The following is a 15,336-nucleotide window of genomic DNA, read 5'->3' as shown; positions in this document are numbered from 1 at the left end:
TATTCAGCCCACTTATATCGATCGCGACCCCTCACTCGAATAGGTGGCCACCAGTGTCCGAGTTACCGGACGATTTCGACTGTACGATCACGAACTGGGAGTACATTTACAGCCTCTGTCGGGACGTCAGCGACGAGGTTCGTCACGACGAGTTCGAGCCGGACGTCGTCGTTGCCCTCGCACGCGGCGGGTGGTTCGCGGGCCGGTGTCTCTGTGATTTCCTGGGGCTCGACGACCTGACGAGCCTGAAGATGGAACACTACGTCGGTACCGCCGAGAAGACCGGCGAACCGACAGTCCGCTATCCCATGCCGGAGGGCAGCGTCGAGGGAAAAGACGTCCTCATCATCGACGATATCGCCGACACCGGCGGCTCGATCGAGCGCGCCTACGAGTACGTCGACGACCGCGGCGCCGAGGAAGTCCGCACCGCGACGCTTCAACTCCTCCAGACGAGCGAGTTCGAGCCCGACTACGTCGGCGAACGGTTAGAGGAGTGGACGTGGATCGTCTACCCGTGGAACTTCATCGAGGACATGATCGATCTGATCATCGGGGCGATGGAGCGGGCCGACCAGGAGACGTTCTCCCAGGAGGAGATCCGTCACTTCCTCGCCGAGTATCACAGTATCGAGCGCATCGAGATGGAGATCGCCCAGCCAAACCGGGTCCCGGAGGTCCTCTCGGAGATGGAACGGCGTGATCTCGTCGAGATGCGACGCCCCGACGAGTGGGCGTTACTCGAGGGGTAAACACCGCCGGTATCGTGAGCGACCGGACGGACGACCTGGCGTCTCACGCGCCGCCGACGAGCGATCTGGACGCGTTAGCGGCGACGAACGCGGCGGTCACGACTGCTGCGGCCGTCGCGAACAGCGGGTTTAACAGGCCAGCGACCGCGATCGGGATCGCGATGGCGTTGTAGAGGAGCGCCAACCCAAGATTTTGTCTGAGCCGACCGCGCGCAGCGGTCGCGAGATCGAAGGCGCGCTCGACGCCCGCGAGTTCCTCGTCGACGATCGCGAGATCGGCGGCGTCGGACGCCAGTGCGGTTCCGCTGCCGAGCGAGACGCCGAGGTCCGCCTCGGCCAGCGCCGGGGCGTCGTTCGTTCCGTCGCCGACCATCGCGACCCGTCCCTCTCCTTTGAGCCGTTCGACCGCAGCCGTCTTTCCGCCCGGCGGAACGGCCGCAAAGACGTGATCGACGCAGGGGTGGTCCACGAAGTGTCCGGCCGCCGTCTCGGCGTCTCCGGTCAACACGACGACGTCGACGCCGCGTTCGTGGAGACTCGTGACCGTCCGCTCCCAGTCCGCTCGCGGCTCGTCGCCGACGACGATCAGCCCCTCGACGCGACCGTCGCGGCCGACGACCACCGGTAGTCCGCCGTTTTCGCGCTCTCGTTCGATCCGCTCTTCCAGGGCGGGCTCGAGCCCGCCCGTCCGTTCTCCCACGAGGTCGGGGTGACCGACGACGACTCGGTCGCCTGCGACGATCCCTTCGACGCCGGTCGCGTGGCTCCGAAACTCGCGAACGTCCGTCGCCGGCTTCCCGTCGCCCACACCGGGTGCCGCCGCGTCGGATTCCTCGCTCGAGCCGCCGTCCGATCGCGGCGATTCGGTCGCTGCTCGCCGGCTCCGTCCGTCTCGTGGGCCTGGCCCGTCGTCGGCAGCGTCGACGATCGCTTCGGCCACCGGGTGCGACGAGTGTCGCTCGAGCGCCGCCGCCCCAACGAGGAGGTCGTCCGACAGGTCGGTTTCGCGGACGGTCATCTCGCCGGTCGTCAGCGTCCCCGTCTTGTCGAAGACGACGACGTCGACGTCTCGAATCCGTTCGAAGACGGTCTCGTCGAAGACGACGATCCCCCGTTCGAGCGCCTCGTGGACGCTTGCGGCGACGGAGACCGGTGTTGCGAGTGCGAGCGCCCACGGGCTCGCGGCGACGACCGTCAGGAGCACCGCCGCCGTGGCGCCGGTCGCACCCCCGCCGACCCCGTAGCCGACGACGCCCGCGAGGATCGCCACGCCGATGACGGCTGGTGCGACCTTCGCTGCGAGCGCGTTGCCGTGGCGTGTCATCCCGTGTGTCGCACTCTGGACGTTCCAGACGGTCTCCGTGAGCTGCTCGAGTCGGCTCGTCGGTTCTCCGCCCACGTCGATCACTGCACTCCCGTCGACGACGAGCGAGCCGCCGACCACCGTCTCACCCGGTTCCACTGCCACCGGTAAGGACTCCCCCGTGACGACCGCTTCGTCGACGGTACACTCACTCTCGAGCAGGACGCCGTCGACTGGAATTCGTTCGCCTTCGCGGACGAGGACCCGGTCGCCGGGCTCGAGTTCCCCGACCGGAACCGATCGCATCGATCCGTCCGCCTCGAGTCGCCGCGCCTCGTCGACCTGGGAAATAGTCAGATCGACGAGTCGATCCATCGCGCGTCGTTTGACCATCGCGTCGGCGAAGACGGCGGCCATCACCAGCGCGGCGACGACGATCGTCAGGTCGTAGTAGACGTCGATCCGTCCGAACGCGAGCGAGAGCGTGCCGTAGGCGTACGCAGCGAGGATGGTGAGCGCGGCGAGCAGGTGGGCGTTCGGCTGGCGCAGCTTCAGGCCGACGTACGCCCCGCGAAGGAGGGGCCAGCCGGTTAACAGCAACACCGCGCCGGTCAGCACGAACAACACCGGGAGAAACACGCCCCCTTCGAGGGACGTGAACGCGTCCTGGTAGTGAGCCAGCACGCCCCGACTCGAGTACGCCGAGAGGTAGACGGGGTAGAACACCGCCGCGTACGGGACCAGCAGGAACGTACCGAAGACGACGCCAGCGACGTACCGCATCTCGAGAATGTCGTCGCTCCGGCGCTTTCGGACGCCGCTCATCTCGCGTGATCGCCGGGTTCCGCCGGTCGATTCGCCGACGACACCGCCACCGCTTGCCTCCCGATCTTCGGGGTTTGCCTCTTCACGCCGGTAGGCGGTGTACCCCAGTCGACTCACCGCGCGCTCGAGTTCGGTCTCGGAGATCCGGTCGGGGTCGTGGTCGACGTAGAGTGCTTCCGCGACGTAGCTCGCTTCGGCGCGTTCGACGCTCTCGATCCCTTCGGCGACCGACTCGAGGTACGTCTCGCAGGTCGCCGAGTGCATCCCGTCGATCCGAAGGTGTGTTCGCTCGAGGTGGTCATCTCGCGTACTCTCGTCGTCCCCGACGGTCGTCGACGCCGCTCGCTCGTCCGAACGTGCCGGGAGCGCGTCGTCGACGGCCAGACAACCGGTCGAACAGAATCGCGTGCCTGCCGCTGTCTCGACTGCGGTCGTCGAGTCGGAAAGCGGCGCTCGACAGAGCGAACATCGTCGTTCTGGCTGGCGGTCGTCCACGTCGGACGTCCGCGCTCGAGGGCAATAACCGTGACCGTCACCCACCGAAATCGAGGTGGATTACTCCGCGATCGACTCGCCGTCGGGTGTGGCGGGCTCGCCGCGGTCGCCGTCCTCGAGTATCGAGCTTTTCCACGTGCCGCGGGTGAACCAGGCGGTCGCGGTGAGCGCACCCACGAGGTCGCCGACGACGACGCCGAGCCAGATGCCGGTCTCCCCCCAGCCGGCGACGAAGACGAGGTAGGCGGTGATCGGGAGCCGGACGATCCACAGCCCGAGCACGGCGAAAACCAGTGCCGTCTTCGTGTTCCCCGCGCCACGGAACGCACCCAGGATCACCTGGAGGACGCCCATGAAGACGAACGCGAACGCGGCGATCCGGAGGTAGTCGACGCCGTGGGCGATCGTCTCCGCGCGGCCGGCTTCGTCGGCCGTCATGAACACCGAGACGAACGGCTCCGGGAAGAGGAAGGCCACGAGCCCCGCGACGGCCATGATGGCACCGACCACGGCCGCCCCGAGCCACGTGGCTCGCTCCGCTCGCTCGGGTCTGTCCGCACCGAGGTTCTGGCCGACGATCGAGTCCATCGCCTGGCCCATCCCCATCGCCGGCAGGAACGCAAGCGAGATCAGCCGATTGCCCAGCCCGTAGGCCGCCACGACGGCCGGCGGGAACGTCACGACGATCGCCGTCATCGCGACCAGCGCGAGCGCCGTCATCGACTGCTCGATCGACGTCGGCACGCCAAGGTGCGTGATTTTGCTGACGTACTCGAGGCGCGGCTTGAGGTGCTCGGGCTGGATGTCGGGGCCGACGTCGGTGTAGTACAGCAGGTAGAAGCCGATCCCCGTCGCGACGCCCCTGGAGATGACGGTCGCGACCGCCGCGCCGGCGACCTCGAGGCGGGGGACCGGACCGACGCCGAAGATCAGAATCGGGTCGATGACGAGGTTGATGACGACGCTGACGGCCATCACGCGCATCGGCGCGCGAGTGTTGCCGAAGCCGCGCATGAGCGAGACGAAGACGAAAAAGCCGAAGACGAACGGGAGTCCGAGGAAGAAGATCCGAAGGTAGTCGGCGGCGAGGGGAACGATCGCGGCCTCCGTGTCGCCCTGTGCCGGCAGGAGCGCGAGCATCGGATCGGTCGCGACGAAGCCGACGATGCCGAGACCGATCGCGACCAGCGAGACGAACGAGAGCGTCTGGCCGGCGATCAAGCCGTCGTCGCCGCTCTCGGCACCCGTATGCTGGGCGATGAGGATCGCCCCTGCGGTCGTAAAGCCGCCACCGAGTGCGATCATCAAGAACAGAAGCGGAAACGCGAGGCTGATCGCCCCGACAGCGTCGGGCGAGAGCGCGCCCAGCCAGAACGTGTCGCCGACGTTGTAGGCCACTTGCAGCAACTGAATCACGACGAGCGGCCAGGCCAGCATGAACATCGGCCGGACGAGCGATCCCTCCGTGAGATTGCTCTCGGCCGACTCCGCACCGGAGGACATATCTCAGCAGTATCACTGGATGCACTTGACATCTCGTGAGATGTGATATCACACTCGTCGAGGCCGACTTCGAACACTATGCTCGATTCTACTCGAGTCCCACCGGATCGATTCGGCTCGTGGATCGCCACAGCGCCCCGTCCGAGGGTCACGACTGGTCGAACTCGCGGTCGGGCGGTGCCGTCGATCCGTGGTCTGGACCGGTTTCGGAGCGCGGTGGTGCGTCGTCGGAGTGTGGTGGGCCGTCACCGAATCGTGGCGCGTGACCGTTGGCGTCCGACGACCGATCACCGGGCCGCGACCGACCATCGGCCGCGGAGTTCTCGTGGATGACGTCGGTAGAACCCGCGTCCGCGAACCGATCGCGTGGATCGACCGCACACCCCTCACAGTAGACGTTCTCGCCCGATTCCAGGACGGCGATCGTCGACCCGAACAGGACGCGCCGTTTTTCGTACCGGCGGTACTCTCCCCCGTCGGCGGGCTCTCCGCACTCGTCGCAGGCGACGTCCGGGGCGTTGACGCGGCCCGTCCGGACCGCCCGTTTCGTCCCGATCGTGTACACGGGGTCGCTCGAGGCCGTCGCGGCCTGCCAGCAGACGACCAGCCCGACGAGAAACAGGAGTCCGCCGACCCACGGGTAACCGAAAAATCCCGGCACGAACAGCACGGAGACGAGGATCCAACACCACAGTAGCGCGAACCCGATCTGATTCGCGAGGCGGCGAAGCCCTTCCCCTGCGCTCGGCTGTCGGCCCGGCCGTGTCATCGCTGTATCACTCGATACGACCGCGCCGCGAGAGATAATAGTTCCGACGACGCCCTGACCGGCTCGCCCTCCCCGGTTTCGCGAGCGTACAGGAGTCGAGCCGTGACGAAATCACTTTGTGCCATCGGTTCGAGAACCGACCGATGCCCTCCCTCCGTACGCTCGCCGTCAGTGGCTTCCTCGCGCTCGCGGTGTTCCCCGCCGGCGTGAGCGCCCAGGGAACGTCCGAGCCTGCCCTCGAGTTCGCGCTCCAGTTTCTCGTTTCGCTAGTTATCTACGCGATTCTCGGCGTCGCGCTGGTCGGAATCGGACCGCGCTACGCCCGCGAGACCGTTACCGAACTCCACGAGGAGCCGATTCGCGGTCTCCTCTGGGGACTGCTGGCTGGGATCGGCGGCCCGATCGTGCTCTTTTTGTTCGCGATCACGATCATCGGGTTGATCGTCACGATCCCTGGGCTGATCGTCCTCTTCTGCGTCGGCGTCGTCGGCCTCGCGGTGGCGGTCGTCTGGGTCGGTGATCTCTTGACCGGCGGCCACGGAGCGGTCGGTGCCGGAACGGCACTGGTCGGGGCCCTCGTCCTCGCCATCGTGTCCGCGATACCCGTCCTCGGCGAGTTGATCACGACGATCGTCGGCTACGTCGGGATCGGTGTCGTCGCGAGACGGCTCTACCGCTCCTGGAGTGGGTGAGTCGACAGCTGACGATCCCTACGGAAAAGCCGTTCAGTCCGCGACCGCCTCTCCGGCCTCGGCCTCGAGCGTCGGCCGCTGGATCCAGAGATCGCCGAACAGTTCGTCTTGCTCGAGTTCGATTCGGCCGCGGTGGGCGAGAAAGAGCAACGCGAGGTAGGTCATCACGCGCGAGCCGCCGACCTCGTCGATCTCGGCGTACAGCACTTCGGCGCGTCCGTTCTCGTACTGTTCTTCGAGCGCGGCGTCGACGCGGTCGATGACGGTCTCGATGTCCTCCTCGTGGGTCGTGTGCGTGACGTCGTCGCTCGTCGGCTCGTCGTCGACGCGGAACTCGTCTTCGGCGTGGTAGGACAGCTCCTGGACGCCGCGGTCGTACCCCCGCGGCGAGTCGCTCGTGTCGTAACTCCGGGACTCCTTCCACCAGGTGCCACGTTCGGCGTTTCTGAGTTCGCGGACGAGTTCGTCGAGCGTCTCGGGTTTCCCGCGGGCGTGTTTGCGCTCGAGGCGGCGTTCCATCTCCGCCTCGAGGTTCTCGACGGGGTCGAACCCCGGCGGATGGTCCCCGTCTTCACCACCGTCCATCGGTCCACCCGCGTCGTCGGCGAACGGTGCCTCCCACGGCGGCAGTTCCTCCTCCTCGGGTTCGTCGGGCGCGAACAGTTCGTCGCTTTTCATCCGCAGGAGCACGCTCGCGTAGAACAGCGCCCGTCCCGAGGTCCGCAGATCTGCGTCGTCTAGCGCCTCGAGGAACTTGTCGGTGACCTGTACGACGTCGATGTCCCACGGATCGATCTCGCCGTCTTTCGCGAGTTGGACGAGGAGTTCGACGGGTTCGACCTCCTCGTCGCCGTCGTCGGAATCGTCACCCGCGTCGGCTGTGTCGTCGTCGGAATCGCCGCCGACGTCGCCCTCCGAGAACTCGAGGACGGTGCCGTCGTCGTTCGACGGCTCGGAGTCACTCGACGGACGTTCCCGGTCTCCGTGGCCGACGATGTTCAGCGGGATGTCGTCGTCGCCGCCATCGGTTCGGACCTCGCGGTAGAACTGCTCGTGGCTCGCCTCGCTCTCTCGCGGGTCGCTTTGCTCCCCGTTCGCCTTTTTCGAGGCGTCCTCAGAAGTGCGAAGCACTTCTGATGGGCTGCGAGAATCGCTTTGCGATTCTCGAACGCTTCGCGCCTCGCTCTCCTCGCTAGTCATCAGCCGGCACCTCCTCACTACTCAGGTCGATGCCGGTGACCGCGCTCACGTTGTCCTGTTGCATCGTCACCCCGATCGCCCGCTGGGAGCGCTCGAGCATCGCCGAGCGGTGGGAGACGACGACGAACTGCGCCTGATCGGCCAGTTCCTCGACCATCTCGCCGATCCGCTCGGCGTTGACGGCATCGAGGAAGGCGTCGACTTCGTCTAACGCGTAGAACGGCGCGGGGTTGTGTCGCTGGATCGCGAAGATAAAGGCGAGAGCAGTCAGGGACTTCTCCCCGCCGGACATCGCATCCAGACGCTGGATCGGCTTGTCGCCCGGCTGGGCTTTCATCGTCAGCCCGCCCTCGAACGGATCGTCGTCGTCCTCGAGATGGAGGGTTCCGGTCCCCTCCGAGAGCTTCTCGAATATCTCCGTGAAGTGTGCCGAGATCGCGTCGTAGGCGTCCATGAACGTCCGCTTCTTCTGGGACTCGTACCGGTCGATCCGGTCTCGAATGCCGTCGGCTTCCTCGACTAAGGTGTCGCGACCCTCCTCGAGATCGCCGAGATCTGAGCGCACCTCGTCGTACTCGTCGATCGCGAGCATGTTGACCGGCTCCAGTGTCTCCATGTCCGCCTCGAGCAACTCGATCATCTCGAGGACGGTGTCGTGATCCGGCACGTCTTCGGGGTCGTAGTCGCCGACCTCGCCCTCGAGACTCTCGATCTCCCACTCGAGGTCGGAGACGCGCGTGCGCTTGTCCCCGAGTTTGCTCTCGACGGCGTTTACCCGGTCCTGTTGCTGGTCACGGGCCGTCCTCGCGTCCGCGAGTTCGTCTTTCAACTCGCTTCGGTCGGCTTTCAACTCGGTGAGTTCCTCCTCGAGACCCGCGACAGCCTCGCGTTTTTCCTCGAGGAGGTCGCGTTTGTCGTCGATAGCCTTCTCGCAGTCGTCGATCCGTTCTTCGTGTTCTGCCACCCGGTTTTGGGCGGTCTCGATGTCGTCGTGGAGGTCCTCGATCGCGTCTTCGGCGTACTCCTTCTCGAGGCCCAGTTCGTTCAACGTCCCGTCGATCTCGTCGATCCGGCCCTCACGCTCGTCGATTTCGGCCTCGAGGTCGTCGATTTCGGCGGTGAGTTCGGGAATCTTCGAGTCGGCGAGCTCTGCCTCGAGATCGTCGATGTCGGCCTCGATCTCTTCGATCTCGGCCGTCTGCTCTTCGATCGCAGTCGAGATCTCGTTCATCCGCTCGTCGACCGACTCGCGTTCCTCGCGTTTCTCCTCGAGGTCGGCCTCGAGGGTCTCGATCTCCGTTTCGATCGATTCGCGCCGATCGTCGAGTTTCTCGATCTCGGCTTCGATCGAGCGAACCTCGTCGGCGGCGTCGGTCTTCCGGTCGCGGGCGTCGTCGAGGCGCTCCTCGACGCCTCGGAGCTCCTCGCGTAGCGAGTCGCGTTCGTCCTGGAGTTCGGTGATCTGTTTTGCGACGCGTTCGAGTTGGCCCTCGCCGCCACCGGTGAACGAATAGCGCGACCCGCCGCCGGAGCCACCCGTCATCGCGCCGCTTTTCTCGACCAGGTCGCCGTCTAGGGTGACCATCCGGTACTCTCCCATGTACGCTCGAGCGGTCTCTAAGTCCTCGACGACCAACGTATCACCGAGAACGTACGAGAAGACCCCCGAGTACTCTGGGTCGAACTCGACCAGGTCGTACGCGAAGCCGACGACGCCGGGGTCGGTCGGCGCGTTCGGGAGGCCGCGCTCGCGCATGTCGGTCAGCGGGAGGAACGTCGCCCGCCCGGCGTTGCGCGATTTGAGGTGTTCGATACACTGCTGGCCGATGACGTCGTCGTCGACGACGACGTTCGCGAGCCGACCGCCCGCGGCGGTCTCGCAGGCGACGGCGTACTCGCCGGAGACGGTGCCCAGTTGCGCGACCGCGCCGTGGACCCCGTTGATCCCCGAGTTGAGGATCGTCGTCACCGCACGACCGAACGAGGAGTCGCCGCTCTCACTGGCGTTTGCCTCGAGCTCGGCGTACTCCTGTTGTTTCGCCTGGAGCTCGTCGTCGATCTCGTCGAGGTCTCCCTGGAGGCCGCGCTTTTCGCCTTTCAAATCCTCGACGACGCTCGCGATGCTCTCGCGGTTCTTCTCTGCTTTCTCGAGTTCGCGTTCTAAGTCACCGCGTTGGCTCTCGAGTTCCGGAAGTTCCTCGCGGCGGTTCTCGATCGTCCCCTCGTTCTCGCTGATGGCGTTCGAGCGACGGCGGGCTTCGTCGAGCAGGCGGTCCTGTTCGCGCTGGAGGTCGTTCTTCTCGGTTTTGGCCTCCTCGAGGTCGGACTTGCGGTCGGCGAGATCCGCTTTGAGTTCGTCGAACTCGGTGTCGACGGAGTCGATCTCGGCTTCGAGTTCCTCGCGTTTCGTCTCGCGTTCGGCGATTTCGGTCTTGATGGAGGCTTTCTCGAGTTTGTGCTCACGGATCTCGTCCTCGAGGTCGGTGATCTCCTCTTGTTTGCGATCGATCTGGACGAACGCCTCACGGCGGTTCGACTCGGCTTCCTCGATCTGTTCCTCGCTGGCCTCGATCCGGTCCTCAAGCCGGGAGATGTCGCCTTTGATCTCCTCGATCTCGCTTTTGATCCGGAGCTGTTCGTCCTCGCCTTTTCGCTCGATTTCGGCGTTTAAATCCTCGAGGTCTTCCTGGAGGCGGACGAGCGTGCCCTGGCGCTCGTCGAGTTCCCGTTGCAGATCCTCGAGGTCGTCCTCGAGGCTCTCGACGCGGCCTTCGGCGGCCTCGAGTTCCTCTCGTTTCTCCTCGAGTTCGCTGGCCTTTTTGTATCCCTCGTACTCGGCTTTCTCGTCGCGAAGCCGGCGATACCGGAGGGCAATCCGACGCTCGTCTTCGAGTTGGCCGAGGCGGTCGCGTTTCTCCTCGATCCGAAGTTCGGCCTCGTCGATGCGCTCCTCGACGACCTCGAGTTCCTCGAAGGCGTCCTCTTTTTTGGCGTCGAACTCGGCGACGCCGGCGATTTCGTCGATGATCCCCCGACGAGCGTGGGGGGTCATGTTGATGATCTCGGTGACGTCGCCCTGCATGACGACGTTGTACCCTTCGGGAGTGACGCCAGCCTGTGCGAGCAGGTCCTGGATGTCAGAGAGGTTGACCGAGCGGTCGTTCAGGTAGTAGTAAGAGTAGTAGTTGTCCTCGGTCTCTTTGACCCGCCGGCGGATGCGAATCTCGTCGACGTCGCCGACGTCCTCGCTGCCGGCGGCGTTGACGACCTGCGAGCGGGTGAGCGTCTCGTCTTCGTTGTCGAGGACGACCTCAACGGTCGCTTCGCGTGGGCCACCGCTTCGCTCGCCGTCCTCGTGACCGGGGTTGTAGATGAGGTCGGTCAGTTTCTCGGCGCGGATTCCGCGGGTGCGGGCGAGTCCGAGCGCGAAGAGGACGGCGTCGATGATGTTCGACTTGCCGGAGCCGTTTGGGCCGGTGACGACCGTAAAGTCCTCGTAGAACGGAATCTTCGTCTTCCGGCCGAAGCTCTTGAACTTGTCCAGAACGACTGCTTTGATGTACATTTCCTCCTCGAGACCTCCGTCGGAACGCTCACGGCGGTTCGTCGGCCACGGACGTCCGTGACGCGGTGGTTCGTCGGCCGTGTGAGCGTCCGCGACCGACAGTACACCGGTCACGCACCCGACGGCCGAGCATGCGGTTACGCGACAATTATGTCGTCGCTACCTGAGTCTTCCGCTTCGTCACCGGGTACTCCGTCGTCGGCGTCGGCCGTCGCGGCCGCGACGTCGTCGGGTTCGGCCTCGGGCGTTGACTCGTCGGTCGACTCCTCCGATTCGCTGTCTCGTCGATCCGGGACGCGGGTCGGCGTCTCGGTATCGAGCTCTGCCTCGAGAACGCGGATGCGTTCTTTCGCTTCGATGAGCTCGTTCGTCAGACCGTCTACCGTCGACTCGAGTTCCGCGACCGTCGATTCGAGCTGCTCGACGCGGTTGTTCGACATATGCTCTAGGGACGTACCCTGACACATAAACGTACGTCAGACACAGCTAGTCGTGCTGGCAATAACGAGGACGTTCCTGTCGACGGCGTGGTACCGATCTGGACCCTCCTGGCGACGACGTAGCAACGACGGGGACATTCCTGTCGACGACGTAGCAACGATGGGGACGTTCTTGGCGCCAGCCTGGGGACGTTCTTGGCGCCAGCCGTTAGCGCTGTCGCGTCCGTCCCGTCGGCGAACCTGCGGAAGGGCGTAGCCCGCACGGAGGGTGGATCTGGTGGCGTTAACATGTACACATCTGCCTATTTGCAGTGTGAATCTGTACCATAGATATGGCGAACGAGCCACAGGACGGTGCAATCTGGCTATGACGACTGATCCAACCGCAGGTTCGACGGAAGGGGGTATGGACAGACGAACGGTGATGAAAGCAGTCGGTGGCACTGCGCTTGCCGTTGCGCTCGCGGGCTGTAGTGACCTCCTTCAGGAGGAGGACGATCCGATCGAGGACGCCGAGGTTCCCGACGAGCCGATCGAGGCGGGTCTCCAGACCTTTCTCGAGGGAGCGCCGGCGGTTCTCGGCGTGCAAGCCCAGTACGGTGCCGAAACCGCCGTTCGGCGGATCAACGACAACGGCGGGATCGCGGACCGCCAGGTCGACCTCGAGGTCGTCGAGGAAGGGGAAGAAGCGCTGGAGAACTACCAGCAGTTCGTCGACGACGGCATGGACGTCACGTTCGGCCCGATCTCGAGTGGGAACCACGAGGCGATGGTGCCGGAGATCAACGACCAGGGGGTGATCAACGTCGCGACCGACGGAACGGTGACGACGCTGTACGAGGAGGACCACCCGCCCGAGGACAACCAGTACTCGTTTCGGTTCCAGAACCACGACGTGATGGAGGCGCTGGCCGCGGCGATCGAGGCGGTCGAGTTGCTCGGCGAAGACGAGATAGATACGTACGCGGGGATCAACCCGGGCTACGCCTTCGGGTTCGACGAACAGGAGATCTTCGCCGCCGGAATCGAACAGTTAGCTGGTGCGGAGCTGGCCTATGAGGGCTTTCCGGACCTCGGGACCGACGACATGTCGACACACATCGAGGAGGTCAACAGCGAGGAGCCGGACGTGTTGTTCTCGAGTTGCTGGGGTGGCGACGCGACGCTCCTGCTCGAACAGGGCCACGGTGCCGGGATGTTCGACAACGTGGAGTTACTGGTCGGTCCGGTGCTGTACGGATCGGCGAACGACCTGAGCGAGGACCTCACGGACGGACCGATTCGGGCCGGATCGCGGAACTTCTACTGGGACCAGCCGGACACGGAGCGCTGGAGTCCCGGTGAGGAACTACTCGAGGAGGTACAGGACGAGTACGGCGTCCTTCCGACGGCCCACTTCATGAGCGGCTACGGCGCGGTGACCGCGTGGGCGACCGCGGCCGAGAAAGCCGTCAGGCTGCTCGGTCGCTGGCCCGAGCAGGACGAACTCGCCGAGATACTCACCAATCACGGCTTCTTCACGCCGGCAGGCTACCACACCATCGGCCCGGACCACCAGGGATACTCGAACGCCCACTTCGGCGAACTCGCGTGGTCCGACGAGTACGACGCCGCAGTCATCGAGGACGTCAACGTCTACGCGGCCAAGAACGTCTCGCCGCCGCAGGGACAGACCTCCCTGGACTGGATCGAGAGCTGGTGATCGTGACAGATGATCGAATCGTTCGTCACCCACACGCTCAACGGGCTCTACTACGGGTTCATCCTGTTTATGATCGCGTCGGGGCTGACGATCATCTTCGGCGTGTTAGGGGTCCTCAACCTCGCCCATGGCGAACTCTACGCGCTCGGTGCGTTCGTGACGTTCACGATCGTCGGCTACCTCACCGGGCTCGTCGCGAGCCCCGCTGGCCCGGTCTCGGCGCTCGTCTTCGCGGTGGTCGTCCTGCTCGGCTCACTCGCGGCCGCCGCCGTCCTCTTGCCGGTCGGGGCGATCGTCGAGTCGGTGTTCGTGCGGCCGATCTACGAGCGCGACGAAGTCTATCAGCTCCTGTTGACCTACGCGTTGCTGTTGATCTTCGTCGACGTGATGAAGCTCGGCTGGGGCGCGACGCCGGTCGATCCGGGCGTCTACAGCGCGCTCAATCGGGTTCCGACGACCGAACTGGTGGGATTCGGCTACCCCAGCTACAACGTCGTCGTGATGGTCGTCGGCCTCGCCGTGTTTCTCTGGCTCGTCTGGTTCTTCGACCGGTCGAAGACGGGTCGCATCGTCCGTGCGACCGCGATCAACCGCGACATGGCGACCGCGATCGGCGTCAGCACGGACCGCACGTTCACGCTCGTCTTCGCGATGGGCGCGTTCTTCGCGGGCTTCGGCGGCGCGATGGTCTCGATCGGCCCCGGCACCGCCTTCCTCGAGATGGGGCTGGACCCTCTGGTGCTGTCGTTCGTCGTCATCGTCATCGGCGGTCTCGGGAGTCTGAAGGGGGCGTTCGTCGGCGCGTTGCTCGTCGGCGTCATCAGCCGGTGGGCGATCTGGCAGTATCCGCCCGTCGAGTTGGCCGCGCCGTTCGCGGTGATGCTCGCGATTCTGTTGGTCAAACCGGAAGGGCTGTTCGGAACGTGGGGTGAGATCGAATGAGTCGCTTCCCGCTGGTCGAGGACCGCGACGGTCAGACCGTGGTTCGGATTCCGCTGACGCGCGGGCTCGGCCTGACGCCGCTCCAGACGGTGTTCGCGTTCCTCGGTCTCGTGGGTCTGTTTGCCCTTCCCTTCCTGGCCGGTCTCGTCGGCCTCTCCTGGGAACGGCTGTTCCGGGGGATCTTGTTCGGCCTCGCGGCCGTCGGTCTCAATCTGTTGTTGCGCCACACCGAACTCGTCTCGTTCGGCCACGCTGCCTTCTTCGGCGGCGGCGCCTACGGCGTCGCCGTGCTGGCCGCCCACTACAACGTCTCCGAGGGGCTGTTGTTGCTCCTCAGGGCGGTGATCGTCGGCACGACGCTCGCCGTCGTCATCGGCTACTTCGTCGCCGGCTACGTCGACATCTACTTCGCCCTGCTGACGCTCGCGTTCAACCAGGTACTGTTCGCCACCGTCTTCCGGAGCGGCTTCTTCAACTACAACGACGGCCTCCAGGTCCGGATCGGTGGCGACAGGCCCACGTTGTTCTTCCTCGAGTGGACGACGCTCGGCTACGATCTCGTGCTCTACTACACGACGATCGTGCTCATGCTCGTCATGCTACTGGCGATGTGGAAGCTGATCAACTCGCCGTTCGGCCGGGCGCTCGACGCGATCGGACAGGATCGGACGCGAGCCAGATTCATCGGCATTCCCGTCGAGAAGTACGTCTGGCTCTCGTTTACCATCTCCGGACTGTACGGCGCGTTCGCCGGCGGCGTCTACGCTTTGCTTCGGCTTCACGTCCAGCCCGAGCCGACGCTGTACGTCTTCGTCTCCGGCGAGATCCTGTTCATGGCAATCCTCGGCGGCTTCACGACGCTCGTCGGGCCGCTGATCGGCGGCATCATCCTCGTCTACCTGCTCGAGGCCGCCCGGTTCTGGGTCGAGTACTACCACGCGCTGACCGGCCTCGTCTTGCTGGCGATCGTCTTCTTCATGCCGAAGGGGATCGTCGGCTCGCTCCCGGATTTCAACGCCTGGGTCGCCGGCAGAGTTCGGGAGCCGGGACGGTTACAGGAGGACGTCCACAGCGCCACAGCGGCCGTTCGAGAGGGCGTCGACCGCGCTACGACGACGGTTCGAATCATCGTATTCGGGGTGAAATGA

Annotated in this window: 11 protein-coding genes; 5 read left to right on the top strand and 6 right to left on the bottom strand. The window is 65.1% G+C overall.

Features of this window, described 5'->3' with window-relative positions; genetic code table 11:
* Positions 1–53: 53 nt before the first annotated feature.
* Positions 54–752 carry a phosphoribosyltransferase gene (locus GRS80_RS16670; RefSeq protein WP_343161616.1) on the top strand — a complete coding sequence of 233 codons (699 nt, stop codon included), beginning with the start codon at positions 54–56 and terminating at the stop codon, positions 750–752.
* Between the two features lie 43 nt (positions 753–795).
* Here GRS80_RS16670 and GRS80_RS16665 read toward each other — a convergent pair whose 3' ends face one another.
* From GRS80_RS16665 to GRS80_RS16655, 3 genes are all read right to left on the bottom strand, one after another.
* Positions 796–3,375, bottom strand: a complete 2,580-nt coding sequence (locus tag GRS80_RS16665) for a cation-translocating P-type ATPase (RefSeq protein WP_343161615.1) — start codon at positions 3,373–3,375, stop codon at positions 796–798.
* Positions 3,376–3,435: 60 nt separating this feature from the next.
* Entirely contained in the window at positions 3,436–4,878 is a 1,443-nt protein-coding gene (locus GRS80_RS16660; protein ID WP_160048543.1) for an MATE family efflux transporter, read from the bottom strand.
* A 148-nt stretch (positions 4,879–5,026) separates the two neighbouring features.
* The gene (locus GRS80_RS16655; RefSeq protein ID WP_160048542.1) at positions 5,027–5,647 is read right to left on the bottom strand and encodes a hypothetical protein; all 621 of its coding nucleotides are present in this window, start codon (positions 5,645–5,647) and stop codon (positions 5,027–5,029) included.
* 143 nt (positions 5,648–5,790) lie between these two features.
* Between GRS80_RS16655 and GRS80_RS16650 the strand changes: the two genes are divergently transcribed.
* The gene (locus tag GRS80_RS16650; protein WP_160048541.1) at positions 5,791–6,339 is read left to right on the top strand and encodes a hypothetical protein; all 549 of its coding nucleotides are present in this window, start codon (positions 5,791–5,793) and stop codon (positions 6,337–6,339) included.
* Between the two features lie 33 nt (positions 6,340–6,372).
* Here the strand turns inward: GRS80_RS16650 and GRS80_RS16645 are convergent, their stop codons facing one another.
* The 3 genes from GRS80_RS16645 to GRS80_RS16635 form a co-directional block, all read right to left on the bottom strand.
* A complete protein-coding gene (locus tag GRS80_RS16645; protein WP_160048540.1) occupies positions 6,373–7,539 on the bottom strand; it encodes a ScpA family protein in 1,167 nt (388 codons plus the stop codon).
* On the bottom strand, positions 7,532–11,104 hold the full coding sequence (gene smc / locus GRS80_RS16640; RefSeq protein ID WP_160048539.1) for a chromosome segregation protein SMC: 3,573 nt from the start codon (positions 11,102–11,104) through the stop codon (positions 7,532–7,534). The genes GRS80_RS16645 and smc overlap by 8 nt, the downstream gene beginning before the upstream one ends.
* A 137-nt stretch (positions 11,105–11,241) precedes the next feature.
* Entirely contained in the window at positions 11,242–11,544 is a 303-nt protein-coding gene (locus tag GRS80_RS16635) for a hypothetical protein (RefSeq protein WP_160048538.1), read from the bottom strand.
* Between the two features lie 367 nt (positions 11,545–11,911).
* Between GRS80_RS16635 and GRS80_RS16630 the strand changes: the two genes are divergently transcribed.
* Genes GRS80_RS16630 through GRS80_RS16620 form a run of 3 tightly spaced genes read left to right on the top strand, consistent with a single transcriptional unit; the run spans position 11,912 to position 15,336 of the window.
* The gene (locus tag GRS80_RS16630) at positions 11,912–13,246 is read left to right on the top strand and encodes an ABC transporter substrate-binding protein (RefSeq protein WP_235019775.1); all 1,335 of its coding nucleotides are present in this window, start codon (positions 11,912–11,914) and stop codon (positions 13,244–13,246) included.
* Positions 13,247–13,255: 9 nt separating this feature from the next.
* The gene (locus GRS80_RS16625; RefSeq protein ID WP_160048537.1) at positions 13,256–14,188 is read left to right on the top strand and encodes a branched-chain amino acid ABC transporter permease; all 933 of its coding nucleotides are present in this window, start codon (positions 13,256–13,258) and stop codon (positions 14,186–14,188) included.
* Positions 14,185–15,336 (top strand): branched-chain amino acid ABC transporter permease, encoded by a 1,152-nt coding sequence (locus GRS80_RS16620; protein ID WP_160048536.1) that lies wholly within the window; start codon positions 14,185–14,187, stop codon positions 15,334–15,336. The genes GRS80_RS16625 and GRS80_RS16620 overlap by 4 nt, the downstream gene beginning before the upstream one ends.

The organism is Natrialba sp. INN-245 (assembly GCF_009807105.1).
In the GTDB taxonomy this organism is placed as follows: Archaea; Halobacteriota; Halobacteria; order Halobacteriales; family Natrialbaceae; genus Natrarchaeobius; species Natrarchaeobius swarupiae.
Note: the sequence above shows the minus strand (reverse complement) of the source record. Positions and strands in the feature narration are given on the sequence as shown.

Excerpts from the sequence above, each read along its gene's own strand:
- GRS80_RS16655 (WP_160048542.1), bottom strand. The coding sequence starts at position 5,647 with ATGACACGGCCGGGCCGACAGCCGAGCGCAGGGGAAGGGCTTCGCCGC.
- GRS80_RS16635 (WP_160048538.1), bottom strand. The coding sequence starts at position 11,544 with ATGTCGAACAACCGCGTCGAGCAGCTCGAATCGACGGTCGCGGAACTC.
- GRS80_RS16625 (WP_160048537.1), top strand. The coding sequence starts at position 13,256 with ATGATCGAATCGTTCGTCACCCACACGCTCAACGGGCTCTACTACGGG.
- GRS80_RS16660 (WP_160048543.1), bottom strand. The coding sequence starts at position 4,878 with ATGTCCTCCGGTGCGGAGTCGGCCGAGAGCAATCTCACGGAGGGATCG.
- GRS80_RS16650 (WP_160048541.1), top strand. The coding sequence starts at position 5,791 with ATGCCCTCCCTCCGTACGCTCGCCGTCAGTGGCTTCCTCGCGCTCGCG.
- smc (WP_160048539.1), bottom strand. The coding sequence starts at position 11,104 with ATGTACATCAAAGCAGTCGTTCTGGACAAGTTCAAGAGCTTCGGCCGG.
- GRS80_RS16630 (WP_235019775.1), top strand. The coding sequence starts at position 11,912 with ATGACGACTGATCCAACCGCAGGTTCGACGGAAGGGGGTATGGACAGA.
- GRS80_RS16645 (WP_160048540.1), bottom strand. The coding sequence starts at position 7,539 with ATGACTAGCGAGGAGAGCGAGGCGCGAAGCGTTCGAGAATCGCAAAGC.
- GRS80_RS16620 (WP_160048536.1), top strand. The coding sequence starts at position 14,185 with ATGAGTCGCTTCCCGCTGGTCGAGGACCGCGACGGTCAGACCGTGGTT.